The following is a 12,674-nucleotide window of genomic DNA, read 5'->3' as shown; positions in this document are numbered from 1 at the left end:
TGTGCGAGCCGCAGCCCGTCGCCGACGACGGCGCCGGCGCCGCGCCGCCGACCTCCTGCCGCGCCGCCATCAGCGGAATCACCTTGCGCGCGCCCGGCGGCTCGGCGCCGAACTCGCTGCGCGATCCCCCCTCCTCCTCGAAGAAAAACTTCTCCTTGCCGAACGCCGGTTTCAGCTCGTCCATCCACGTCGCATGCGGATCGAACTTCGCGTAGAACGGCTTGCGCACCCAGTCCGCATTGCGCGCCTGAAGGAACTGCAACGCAAACACCTTCTCGCCGCCGATCTGCGCAATCCCGTCGATCACCACCTTGCCCGGGAAAGCGCTCATCGACGGCCCGCGCACCGTGCGCGACAAGCCCGACACCATCTGATACGCCGCCTGGAAAATCTCATGCGCGCGCGCCAGCGGCAGCTGGAAATACTCGCGCGGCCCGGTATCGCGCTCGACGAACATATAGTACGGAATCGCCCCCAGCCGCACGCCGGTCTGCCACAGCTCCGCCCACGACGCCGGGTCCTCGTTGATATGCCGGATCAGCGGCCCCTGCATGCGCAAGGTGGCGCCGGTGCCGACGATGCGCTTGACCGCCTGCTGCGCCATCTCCTGCCGCAGCTCCACCGCATGGTTGTAATGCCCCATGATTGCCATGTTCTTGCCGCTGGCGACCACCCGCTCGAACAGGCGCAGCAGATCGTCCGCGTCGCGGTCCGTCACGAAGCGCTGCGGCCAATACGCCACCGACTTGGTGCCGATGCGGATATTCTGGATATGCGCCAGGTCCGGCGCCAGCAGCGGCGCGATGTACGCCTCCAGCGAACGCGTATTCATGATCAGCGGATCGCCGCCGGTGATCAGCACATCGGTCACCTCCGGATGCATGCGCAGGTAGGACGCCAGCTCGTGCGACTCCTTGGCGTCGAACTTCATGTCGTCCATGCCGACGAACTGCGGCCAGCGGAAACAGAAGGTGCAGTACGCATGGCAGGTCTGCCCCGAACTCGGGAAGAACAGCACCGTCTCCTTGTACTTGTGCTGCAAGCCCTTGAGCGGCGCATCGTTCACGCGCGGCACATTGTGCGTCATCTGCCCGGCCGGATGGGGATTCATGCGCATGCGGATGCGCCGCACCAGCTCCACCAGCGCCGGCTGGTCGGCCTTGCCCAGCACCAGTTCCTTGAGGCGCGCGTAGTCGTCCGGCGCCAGCATGTCGCGGTGCGGGAAAGTCAGGCGGTAGATCGGATCGTCCGGGATATTGTTCCAGTCGATCAGATGGTCCAGCACATATTCATTGGTGCGGAACGGCAGCACATGCGACACCACCTGCACCGCCTCCTGCAAATCCGGCGGTATCCACTCCCATTGGCGCGAGTGGGAAATGGTCTGGCGTATAAACGGCTTGAATTTAGGCGTATCCATCGGGGTTTCCTTCAGTGGGTCAGAAAACTCCATGCTAGGCCGCGCGCCGCCGGCCAAATTGCCGAGCATCAACTGACGCACGGAAATGTTTCAGAGCTTGCGCCAGCGCAATTCGCGCTCGCGGCAGCCACGTAAAGTTCATAGCGCCATCCACTCTCACAGGAGCCGCTCATGAAAACGCTGATCACCGCCGTGCTGCTGGCCGCCGCCGCTTCGGCCTTCGCCAACGAACCGACCGAGAAAGACGCCATCGCCATGGCGGAAAAAGGCGCCGCCTTCATCAAGGCCAACGGCCAGGACGCCTTCATCAAAAAGATCGCCGCCAAGGACCCCGAGTATTTGCAAGGCTCGCTGTATGTCGACATCCGCGACATCAAGACCGGCATCGTGCTGGCGCACCCGGTCAACCCGTCCATCGTCGGCAAGGACCTGACCGACATCCCGGACGCCAACGGCAAAAAGTACCGCCGCGAGATCATCGAACTGGCGGCGAAAAAGGGCCACGGCTGGGTCGACTACCAGTACAAGAATCCCACCACCGGCAAGATCGAACCCAAGACCACCTACATCCTGCGCGTCGGCGACGTCGTGCTGGAAGCGGGCATCTACAAAAAATAAAGCGAGGCGCGCCATGCTGAACCAACTGCGTATCGGTCCCAAACTGCTGCTGGCGCCCATGCTGGTGCTGGTGCTGCTGATCGCCACCGCCGGCGCGGCCTACGTCGGCATGGTGCGCCAGAACGCCTCGCTGGAAAACCTGGTGCAGGTGCGCGCCGCCCGCCTCAAGGCCGTCGCCGACGTCAGCGGCGACACGCACCACGCCCACGGCGAGGTCTACCAGCTGCTGGCGTGGGTCAACGGCAGCTTCGCCCAGGCCCGCCTCGATGCCCTGTCGCGCGACATCAAGGCCCGCCACGCCGGCATCGAGGACCAGCTGCGCAACCTCGACGCGCTGGCCGACGCCGGCGAGCGCCAGATCGTCGCCCAGTCGCTGCAGGCGCTGGCCGGCTACCGCAAGGCGGTGCTGCAAACCCTGGACATGGCGCAGATGGACCAGAGCATCGCCACCAATTCGATGGCCATCGCCGAAAAACAATTCCAGCGGCTGAACCAGCAGCTGGCGCAACTCTCGGCGCTGGAGAAAAAACTCAGCGAACAGGCCCACGCCCGGGCCAAGGCCGATTTCAGCGCGCTCAATACCACCATGGCCGCCATGCTGCTGCTGTCCATCGTGCTGTCGCTGGGCGTGACCATGGCGGTGCGCGGCGCCATGCTGCGCGACATCCGCGCCATCGCCGACGTGGTGATCGCGCTGGCGGCCGGCCGCCTCGCCGCCGGCCGCGGCGCCACCGGCCGCGACGAAATCGCCGACACCGCGCGCATGCTGGACCAGACCATGGCCAACCTCACGCAAACCCTCACCACCATCCTCGGCGCGGTGCGCTCGATCGACGTCGCCGCGCGCGAAATCGCCAGCGGCAACCTCGATCTGTCGACCCGCACCGAAGTCCAGGCCAGTTCGCTGGAGCAGACCGCCAGCGCCATGAACACGCTGACGCAGGCGGTCCAGGCCAACGCCGCCAACGCGCGCCAGGCCTGCCAGCTGGCGGCCGGCGCCAGCGAACTGGCGCAGCACGGCGGCGCCGCCATGGCGGACGCGGTGCAGACCATGGCCTCGATCCGCGCCAGCTCGCGCCAGATCGTCGACATCATCGCCGTCATCGACGGCATCTCCTTCCAGACCAACATCCTGGCGCTGAACGCCGCCGTCGAAGCGGCGCGCGCCGGCGAGCAGGGACGCGGCTTCGCGGTGGTGGCCTCCGAGGTGCGCACCCTGGCCCAGCGCTCGGCCGCCGCCGCCAGGGAAATCAAGACCCTGATCGCCGCCTCGGTCGCCACCATCGACAGCGGCAGCGCCACCGTGCAGCAGGCCGGCGAGCGCATGGACGGCATCGTCGCCGCCGTGCGGCAGGTGAACGACATCATCGCCCGCATCAGCGCCGCCAGCGCCGAGCAGGCGCAGGGCATCGCCGAAGTCAATCAGGCGGTGGGGCAGATGGACGATGTGACACAGCAGAACGCCGCGCTGGTCGAACAGGCGGCGGCCGCCGCCGCCAGCCTGCAGGACCAGGCCGGGCACCTGTCGCAGGCGGTGTCGGTGTTCAAGCTGGAACCCTCAGCCGCGATGGGGCTTGCTCAGAAAGCGCGAGCCGGCCTCCACGAAACGCCACGGCAGCTCCACGGCTTTCGAGATGCCGATGCGCGGGCCGGCTAGCACCTCGATCTCGCCCGCGCGCGCCAGCAGCTGAAACGGCGGCGCCGACAACGGCAGGTTGTTGAAGTCGCGCGTCACGCCCAGCGCCTGCGCCAGCCGTCCCGGCCCCGAGCACAGCAAACGCTCCGGCTCCAGCCCGCGCCGCGCGCGCATCTGCTCCAGCCCGTGGGTCGGCTCCAGCGCCCGGATCAGCACCCCGGCGCCGTGGCCGGTCTCGCGGCAGACAAAATTCAGGCACCAGTGCAAGCCATGCGAGCGGTACACATAGCTGCGCGCCGGCGGCCCGAACATCGAGAAATTGCGCGGCGTCTCGCCGATGTAGCAATGCGAGGCCGGCTCGCTGCGGTCGTAGGCCTCGGTCTCGACAATGCGGCCGCCGACGCCATTCACCAGCAAGGTCACGCCGATCAGCCGCGACGCCACCTCATGCGAGGGGGCGCTGAAATCAATTCCTGCAAGATTTGTGATCATGCATGTATTCCCATAAAGTCGTAACAAATCAATATCGAATCCCGGCAATACGCGACAAAATATGGTGCCGCGCGCAGAAAATCGCCACAAATTCACGCAATCGTCCCCCGCTTGCGGCGATAATCGAGGGTACGATTGCCTTTACCCAGATCTCACAATGATGACAGTAGCTGCCCCAGCCTTGCCAACAGAAAACGCGGTGGAAGATGCGCTGATGCGCTCCATCCGGATTCCGCCTCGGCCCAGCCTGCTCGTCGACCTGCAACGCGAGCTGGCCAGGGAAGACCCGTCGCCGCGCACCATCGCCCGCATCATCGCCAACGACGTCGGCATGTCGGGCGCCCTGCTCAAGCTGGCCAACTCGCCGTTCTTCGGCGCCGCCCGCAAGGCCAAGTCGGTCGAGCAGGCGATCAACTTCCTCGGCATCAACCAGTGCGCGGCCCTGCTGACCGGCCTGCTGGCGCGCCAGGCCATCGAGGGCAAGGAGGCCGACCTCAACGCCTTCTGGGAAATTTCCGCGCGGCGCGCCCAGGCGCTGGTGTTCACCTCGCGCAAGCTGCGCATCGCGCCGCCCGATATCGCCCACACCTTCGGCCTGTTCTGCGACATCGGCGTGCCGCTGCTGATGAACCGCTTCGCCGACTACGCCAACACCTACGCCCTGGCCTGCGACGACGCCGGCCACCTCTTCACCGCCATCGAAGACCAGCGCTACAGCACCAACCACGCCGCCATCGGCTGCCTGCTGGCGCGCAACTGGGGCCTGTCGCCGGACGTGTCGTGGGCCATCCTGCTGCACCACGACTACCGCGTGCTGGACGATCCCGCCACCGACGACGCGATCCGCTCGCTGGTGGCGCTGTCCGTGCTGGCCGAGAAAGGCATCCAGCGCCTGCACGGCAGCAGCACCTCGTATGAATGGGACAAGGGCGGCGACGCCGCCTGCCGCCACCTCGGCCTGACCGAGGACGAGACCGAGGACCTGCTCGAAGAATTGAACGAAACCTTCCATACCGAACGATAACAACAATGCCCAAAAATAAGCGCCCTGTACCGCGCAAATCCGCCAGCTCGCCGGAAGCCAAAGACGAGCAACAAACCACCGAACTGTGCGCCCTGGCGCTGGACCTGGCCGATGAATCGGCCGGCGCCGACATCGTGGCCGCCGCCACCCGCGCCGAGCTGGCGCAAAAACACCTCGAGTTCCAGCGCCTGCTGCGCCGCCTGCTGGCGCAGGGCAAGGATGAAGTGCTGTACGGCGCCATCGAGCTGGCGCGCGACGAATCGCTGGACGGCTACCGCTACCTGCGCAACGCCATCGAGGAAGGCGCGGCCAACCTGCTGCTGCGCCGCGACGACGCGCCCGAGCTGGAAATCGACGCCTTCGCGATTCCGGTGTTCGTTCACAGCCAGGGCGGCCTCGACCCGGCCCACGATTTCCAGGACGGCGACGCCTACGACGCCCTGCTGGCCAGCTTCACCGCGGCCGGGCTGGAAAGTCCGCAAGCCAGGGTGGTGCTGGTCAGCCACGCCTACGATCCCGGCGAGGTGGAGCGCATCAGCTACGGCCAGCTGCACGCCATGCTGCGCGAGGCGGCGCACTCGCTGACCGAGAAAAAAATCGCCGCCGCGCCGGCGCTCGAGCGCAGCCTCAAGCACGGCTGGTCGCCGTCGCGCTTCGGCCTGGACGACAGCGCGGTGGAACTGCGCTACCTGATAGGCTTCGCCCTCAAGCGCGCCGACGACGCCTTCTACACCGTGCCGGCCGGCGAGCGGGCCGCCGACGCCTACTTCGCCAAACGCGCCGAGGCCTACCAGCAGTGGACCGCACAATACGCGCCGCTGGTGGCGCGCTGCCTCGGCCGCGCGCGCGGCGCCGATCCGGCCCTGACGCTCAATTTCCAGTACCAGGACCTGTTCTTCGGCGCCCGCGCCCAGGGCCAGTCCGAGTACGACATGCTGCGCCTGCTGTCCGAGCTGAACCAGGCGCTGGCGGGCCACGACCCGGCCCGGGTGCAAGCCGTGATCGCCCCGTCCGACGAGGACGACGAGCCACAGCTGCAGGTCCAGCTGTCGCAGGGCGGCGCCGTGCTGGCCAGCGCCAGCAAGCGCCACGACCCGGCCACCGGGCTGGACGACGCGCTGGCCGACCTCGGCGACGCCCTGGCCAGCCTCGGCCTGAGCGATATCGCGGTCTCGGCGGACCCGCTCGGCTGAAAGCGATTTCCTGTTTGACAGTCCCCTCCGAGCCGAGGATACTTTCCGGTACGCGGAACGCAGATTCCGCGGCAGAGGGAGACAGTCATGAAACCATGGGCCCTGATCCTGTGCGCCGCCGCCATCCTCGGCGGCTGCGCCAGCCAGCCGGTGGCGCCGCAGGCGCCTGAGCGGCAGCTATTCCACGACCAGTTGTTCCAGCCGCCATCGGCGCCGGTGGACACCAGCCGCGTGTTCGCCCTCAGCCCGGCCATGCGCGCCTACGTCCACAACGAGATCGGCAACACCGGGCCGGGCAAGGATGTGCGGCGCCAGCTGTTCGACGCCCTGTACCGGCGCGACAAACTGCAACTCGAATACGATTCCGCCATCACCCGCGACGCCGCCCAGACCTTCGAGGCGCGCGCCGGCAACTGCCTGTCGCTGGCCATCATGACCGCCGCCCTGGCGCGCGAACTCAACCTGCCGGTGCAATTCCAGCAAATCCAGGTCGATGAAGTGTGGAGCCGCGCCGGCAACCTCTACTTCGCCAGCAACCATGTCAACCTGGCACTGGGGCGGCCGCGCGGCGACCGCAATCCCTACACCGCCTACAGCCTGGACAACGCCAACTCGCTGACGGTGGACTTCATCCCGGTGCCGGAAAAGGCGCGCCAGGAAGCCACCCCGCTGACCGAGGCCACCATCATCGCCATGTTCCTCAACAACCGCGCCGCCGAACTGCTGTCGGCCGGCCAGGTCGATGACGCCTACTGGGCGGCGCGCAAGGCGGCCGAGGTCGATCCGCTGTTCCTCAACGCCTACAACACGCTGGGCGTGATCTACCAGCACCACGGCAATCCCGAGGCGGCCGAGGCCACCCTGCGCTACGCCCATGCGCAGGCGCCGGACAACACCATCTTCCTGGCCAACCTGGCGCAAACGCTGGAGGGCCAGAACAAGACGCAGGAAGCCGGCGTGCTGCGCGCCCGCCTGGCGGTGCTGGAACCCTACCCACCGTTCCACTTCTTCCTGCAAGGCCAGGAAGCCATGAAGCAGGGCGACTATGCGCGCGCCCGCAAGATGTTTGAAAAAGAACTGGAACGGGTGCCGGACTACCACGAATTCCACTTCTGGCTGGCGGTGGCCAACTACCAGCTGGGCAATCTGCGCGCGGCCGACAACCACATGGCGCTGGCCATGAAAAACAGCACCACGCGCGGCGCCCACGACCTGTATTCGGCCAAGCTCGACAAGATCCGCGCCTACGAGGCCCAGTTGCGCGCGAAATAAACATCAGAGTGTGACAGTGATATGCTGAAACTAGCTTAAACTTGACACATAGTTGCGAACGCGCAACAATTGCAAGTAAATTAAGCAACACCCATATCAACAAGGATTTTGTCATGCTGAGACTCAGGCCCGCCCACGCCGCCGTCCCCTTCCTCATTGCGGCACTGTTGACCGGCTGCGGCGGCGGCGGTGGGGGCGGCGGCAGTGGCGGCGACAGCACGCCTGCCGCCAGCCCGGCCCTCACCTTCACCCCATCCACCATCAGCGCCACCGTCAACGCCGGCGCCTCGCTGACCATGAACGTGATCGCCACCGTGGCCCGCCCGGGCGACTTCGCCGGCGCCAGCAGCGTGTTTGCCACCATCGTCGACAGCAATGGCGTGATCCTGCCCACCGCCACCGTCGTGCGCGACAGCGACACCCAGTACCACGCCGTGCTGCTGTCGGCGCCGACGCTGGCGGCCGGCAATTACAAAGGCAGTTTCAGCGTGCGCCTGTGCCGCGACAACGGCTGCGCCAGCCAGTTCCCCGGCTCGCCGGTGGCGCTGCCCTATGACATCACCGTGGTACCGGCCGGCACCGCCACCTTCACCGCCGTGCCGGCCATGCCGCTGAGCGCCACCGCCCAGAGTGGCGGCACGCCGCCGGCCACCGTCAGCGTGGCCATCGGCGCGGCCGGCCGCGGCTGGACCGCCGACAACGGCGGCGCCAGCTGGCTCAAACTGAGCGCCACCAGCGGCACGGGTGACGGCACGCTGTCGGTCAGCTACGACACCACTGGCCTGGCCGAGGGCAACTACAGTACCACCCTGACCATCACCGCCAGCGACAGCCAGCGCGTGGCGCTGCCGGTGGCGCTGACCGTACTGCCGCCGGGCCTGGTCCTGGGCAGCAACAGTGTCACCTTCAACGCCATCAACGGCGCGCCCATCCCCAGCCAGATCGTCAGCCTCGACACCGACAACAAGCTTACCGCCAACTGGACCGCCAGCAGCAGCGCCGCCTGGCTGAGCGTCTCGCCGACCGCCGGCGCCACCCCGGCCACCACCGTGCTGGCGGTCGACCCGACCGTCGGCAAGCTGGCCGCCGGCAGCTACAACGCCAACGTCACCATCAAGCCGACCGGCCTGGCCACCCGCACCCTGCCGGTCACGCTCAACCTGACCAAGGCCACGCTGGCCACCTCGGCCACCACCATTACCCTGGGCGGCACCTATGGGCGCGACTTCGCCACCAGCCAGGATCTCCAGTTCAGCCTGAACACCGGCCCCCAGTCCTGGCCGTGGCAACTGCCCGGCATACCAAGCTGGGCCACCGCGACCGCCGCCGCCGGCACAGTCAACGCCAGCGGCGCCACCATCACCCTCAAGGCCCGCCCGGCCAGTGCTGCGGTCGGCGTCAGCTCCAAACTGTTGCAGCTACTGGGCAATGTGAATGGCGATGCCGTCAATGCGCAAGTGCTGCTGTCGCTTAACAAGGACCAGCACAAGCTGCTGCCGGCCGAAACCGCCGTGGCCTTCGTCAGCACGCCAGACTGGAGCCGCCTGACCCGCACCATCAGCGTGGCCGACAACTACGGCAACTTCGGCGGCATGAGCGCCACCAGCGACCAGTCGTGGCTGGTGGTAGGCGTCAGCGCCGACAAGCTGATCCTGACGGCCGATCCGACCCAGCTGACCAGCGACACCGTCAGCACCGCCACCATCACCGTCACCGCCACCGATCCGGACGCGCAGGCGCCGGAGAAAATCCGCGTGGCGCTGTGGAAGGGCTCGGCCACCCCGAGCGGCGCCGTCAAGACCACCCTGCCCTACACCAATGTGGCGACCGACCCGATCCGGCCGTACGCCTACCTGCACAACGGCGGCGCCGTGATCGATGTCTACAACGTCTACACCGGCGCCAGGGAAGCCAGCATCGCCGGCTTCTCGGCCCACCTCGGCGACATGGCGGTGACGCCGGACGGCGCCACCCTGTACGTGGTCGACATCGACAACGCCCGCATCAGCACGATTAACCTGGCCACCCGCGCCATCGGCCGCCAGCTGCCGCTGTCGGTGCCGGGCACCAAGGCCACCCGTCTCAAGCTGATCCGCCCGAACGGGGTGGAGCTGCTGGTGCTCAGCGACGGCCAGGTGTTCCAGACCGCCACCCTGCAAAAGATCGGCGCCCTGCCGCTGACCACCGGCGGCAGCCTGACCGCCAGCGCCGACGGCAAACGCGTCGTGCAGCAGGATGAAAGCGGCACCGGCGTGCAGCACACCAGCGCCAGTGTCGACTACTCCGCGCTCGGTGGCGGTACGCTGTACGCCGCCAGACTGGCCGCGGCCAGTCACGCCAGCCCGGGCACGCAAGGCCAGGATGTCTGGATCAGCGCCGATGGCGCACTGATGTACAGCGCCGCCGCCACGCCCAAAGCGTGCACCATCATGAACGCGCCGGACCTGGCCATCCTTGGCTACATGAACATTGGCGACGCCGCGCCCAACAACATCGAGGTGGGCCTCGACGGCCGCATTTACTGCGGTGGCGCCGCCCGTCCCGGCAGCAACGACATCTACATGTACGACAGCACCGGCAGCAAAATCGTCCAGCAATACAAGCTGAGCTCGACCGGCAAGCAACTGCTGCCGCGCCAGATGGTGCTGTCGGGCGAGGGCTGGATGCTGGTCGCCATCACCGACGACGGCATCGTCACCTTCCTGCCGATCGGCCCGTAAGGCAAGGCATGGAGCGCGATCCGCTGCTGGACCAGATCTTCTGGCAGGCGCTGAATGGCGCCCACCGCCACTGGTCCGACGGCACCGGGCGGATACGGCGCTACACCCAGGGCTTCTCGCCCATCATCGCCTTTGCCGACCCGGCGCGGCCGGACTTCGCGGCGCTGGCGCCATGGTGCGCCAGAGGCGAGCACTTCTACTGCGAAGGCTGGACCGGCGCCGCGCCGCCCGGCTGGCGCATCGAAGCGGAAAGCAGCATGTTCCGCATGGTGTACCAGGGCGCCGCGCCACAGGACGACCCGGCACCGGACGCCGTGCCCTTGCAGGCGGCGCATGCCGCGCAAGCGGTGGCGCTGGCCGAGCTATGCAAGCCCGGCCCCTTCGGCATCCGCACCATCGAGCTGGGCGACTACTACGGCTACTTCGACGGCGACCGCCTGATGGCCATGGCCGGCGAACGCCTGCGCGCGCCGGGCTGGTGCGAAATCAGCGGCGTCTGCGTGCATCCCGACTACCAGGGCCGTGGCCTGGCGCGCAAGCTGATCGGCAAACTGCTGCGCCAGCACGCCCGGCGCGGCGAACGCTCCCTCCTGCACGTCATGCACCACAATCCCGCCCACCAGCTCTACCTCGCCATGGGCTTCACCGACTACCTCGAATCCACCGTGCGCGTGGTCGTCGCCGAATAAATGAGAGGGTGAAATACTCTCCAAGAAAAGATCAATATCGGTGCCGCAATGACCTGATTAACCGGAGCAAGGCCCATTTCAATCAATTGGAGCGGGCTGATCTGGCAAGCCCCACGCCTGCCCGCTATCAGAACAGATTATTGCGCGCCAACCGCACTGATGCCGAAATTCGTCCTGAACAGCTGGTTCGAATTCACCGCGTTGTTAACGATGGCACCGCCCAGGTTGCCGCGCACGTCGTTGCCCGACAGGATCACATAATCGACGCCGCTGCTGATCACCACGCCGACGTTCTTATTCCCGCCCATGCCGCCGCCTTGGCCGATCAAGGCGTCGCTGATGCGCACACCGTTTGCGCCTGGATTGAAATAAGCGCCAAAAGCGTTGCCGGCCAGCTCGCCGCCGACAATCGACAGGTCCTTTACCGTACCACCAGTGGTAATGCCCGATCCGCCATTCAGCACCAAATGCGGCGAGACGAAGTGGATGCCTTCGACACTGCCGCTGCCGGCATTGTTGATCAGCACGCCATCCTGCCCGGACGAACCAGCCCAGACGTTGTCGAAACGCGAGCGCTGCACGCTGCCAAACCCGGTGGGCGCGATGCGGATGCCGTTGGTGCCGGAATTATCGAAGAAGCAGTGATGCACCCACAGGCTGAACACATTGCCGGCATCGGTGGCGGAACTGGCCGTGTCGGTATAAGGATCGACAAGAAGACCGATGCCTTGCTGGATCACCGAAGTATTGCTGATGATCAGTGCCGCCGAATTGCGCACCCGGATGCCGGCGGCCGCGACCTGTGGCTGCTGAGCCCCCATCAGCACGTCATCGATCAATTGACTGTTGTCGCCGCCCTCGGCGCGGATCCGTATCGCGCCGGAGGCACCGTCCTGAAAGCGTCCATGGCGGATGCGCGAGACGCTGCCTATCATCAGGATGCCATTGTAGTCGCCAGTCATGTAAAAGTCTTCGATGAACGACTCCTGGCCCTGCAATACCACGTAACTGCCGCCGGTCTGGGTGACAGCCGCATCAAATTTCATGTTACGGATACCGGAGCCGAGGCCGAAGGCATTGAACAGGCGCGCATCGGCGCCTTGGGCTCGGATAGTGGTGGCATGACGGCCGGCGCCTTCCAGCACAGTGCCATCCTGGAGCACGCCGCCACCCGCGTAGCGGCAGATGCCGGACGGGAAATTGATTTTCAGTCCTGCGGCAGTGACCAACATATTGTTGATCGCGGCGGTATCATCAGTGCTGTTGTCACACTTCACGCCATAGGCTGTAGCGTTGACCGCGTTCCCATAATGCTGAGTCTGTGCACCGGCGGCGGCAAAGGCCAACGCCAGAGCGCCCGCAACAACCAACTTCAGATATTTTTTCATTACGTTCTCCAAGTAAGATGAGTCATTATCTTAAATGGAAACATTGATAAAAATATCACCAATTCTCACCACGCCGCAAATTGCCGCCGGCGCCGCTCAGACCCGCTCCACTCCGTATGGTCGGGTCACTTAATGTCGATACGACCGTATGCGCCGTGCGCCCCAAAGCCTGGGCCCGCCGTGTAGAACAGGGTATTCGCCGGCTGATTGTTGACGCCGTTA

General features: G+C 66.2%; 10 protein-coding genes. 7 read left to right on the top strand and 3 right to left on the bottom strand.

The window, feature by feature from the left end; translation table 11 throughout:
- On the bottom strand, positions 1-1,420 hold a 1,420-nt coding region (locus GM676_RS08825), incomplete at its 3' end, for a KamA family radical SAM protein (RefSeq protein WP_229262595.1).
- 171 nt (positions 1,421-1,591) lie between these two features.
- Between GM676_RS08825 and GM676_RS08820 the strand changes: the two genes are divergently transcribed.
- Both GM676_RS08820 and GM676_RS08815 read left to right on the top strand, forming a co-directional pair.
- The gene (locus GM676_RS08820; RefSeq protein ID WP_155463150.1) at positions 1,592-2,038 is read left to right on the top strand and encodes a cache domain-containing protein; all 447 of its coding nucleotides are present in this window, start codon (positions 1,592-1,594) and stop codon (positions 2,036-2,038) included.
- 13 nt (positions 2,039-2,051) lie between these two features.
- Positions 2,052-3,695: a methyl-accepting chemotaxis protein gene (locus GM676_RS08815; protein WP_155463149.1), complete on the top strand. Its 1,644-nt coding sequence runs from the start codon at positions 2,052-2,054 to the stop codon at positions 3,693-3,695.
- On the opposite strand, the gene GM676_RS08810 is transcribed toward GM676_RS08815, so the two are convergent.
- Positions 3,597-4,166 carry a DNA-3-methyladenine glycosylase gene (locus tag GM676_RS08810; RefSeq protein ID WP_155463148.1) on the bottom strand — a complete coding sequence of 190 codons (570 nt, stop codon included), beginning with the start codon at positions 4,164-4,166 and terminating at the stop codon, positions 3,597-3,599. The genes GM676_RS08815 and GM676_RS08810 overlap by 99 nt on opposite strands.
- 157 nt (positions 4,167-4,323) lie before the next feature.
- Here GM676_RS08810 and GM676_RS08805 point away from each other — a divergent pair, with 157 nt between their 5' ends.
- The 5 genes from GM676_RS08805 to GM676_RS08785 all read left to right on the top strand — a co-directional run bounded on the left by GM676_RS08805 (position 4,324) and on the right by GM676_RS08785 (position 11,064).
- Positions 4,324-5,190, top strand: a complete 867-nt coding sequence (locus GM676_RS08805; RefSeq protein ID WP_155463147.1) for an HDOD domain-containing protein — start codon at positions 4,324-4,326, stop codon at positions 5,188-5,190.
- Between the two features lie 5 nt (positions 5,191-5,195).
- Positions 5,196-6,383, top strand: coding sequence for a hypothetical protein (locus tag GM676_RS08800; protein WP_155463146.1), 1,188 nt, complete (start codon positions 5,196-5,198; stop codon positions 6,381-6,383).
- Between the two features lie 87 nt (positions 6,384-6,470).
- Positions 6,471-7,655 carry a tetratricopeptide repeat protein gene (locus tag GM676_RS08795; RefSeq protein ID WP_155463145.1) on the top strand — a complete coding sequence of 395 codons (1,185 nt, stop codon included), beginning with the start codon at positions 6,471-6,473 and terminating at the stop codon, positions 7,653-7,655.
- 113 nt (positions 7,656-7,768) lie between these two features.
- Positions 7,769-10,375, top strand: a complete 2,607-nt coding sequence (locus GM676_RS08790; protein WP_155463144.1) for a BACON domain-containing protein — start codon at positions 7,769-7,771, stop codon at positions 10,373-10,375.
- A gap of 8 nt (positions 10,376-10,383) precedes the next feature.
- Positions 10,384-11,064 carry a GNAT family N-acetyltransferase gene (locus tag GM676_RS08785; RefSeq protein WP_155463143.1) on the top strand — a complete coding sequence of 227 codons (681 nt, stop codon included), beginning with the start codon at positions 10,384-10,386 and terminating at the stop codon, positions 11,062-11,064.
- Between the two features lie 137 nt (positions 11,065-11,201).
- Here the strand turns inward: GM676_RS08785 and GM676_RS08780 are convergent, their stop codons facing one another.
- Positions 11,202-12,452, bottom strand: a complete 1,251-nt coding sequence (locus GM676_RS08780) for a glycosyl hydrolase family 28-related protein (RefSeq protein WP_155463142.1) — start codon at positions 12,450-12,452, stop codon at positions 11,202-11,204.
- Positions 12,453-12,674: the final 222 nt, after the last annotated feature.

It is taken from the genome of Duganella radicis, from assembly GCF_009720825.1.
Lineage (GTDB): Bacteria > Pseudomonadota > Gammaproteobacteria > Burkholderiales > Burkholderiaceae_D > Rugamonas > Rugamonas radicis.
This window is presented reverse-complemented; position numbering and strand designations above follow the sequence as displayed.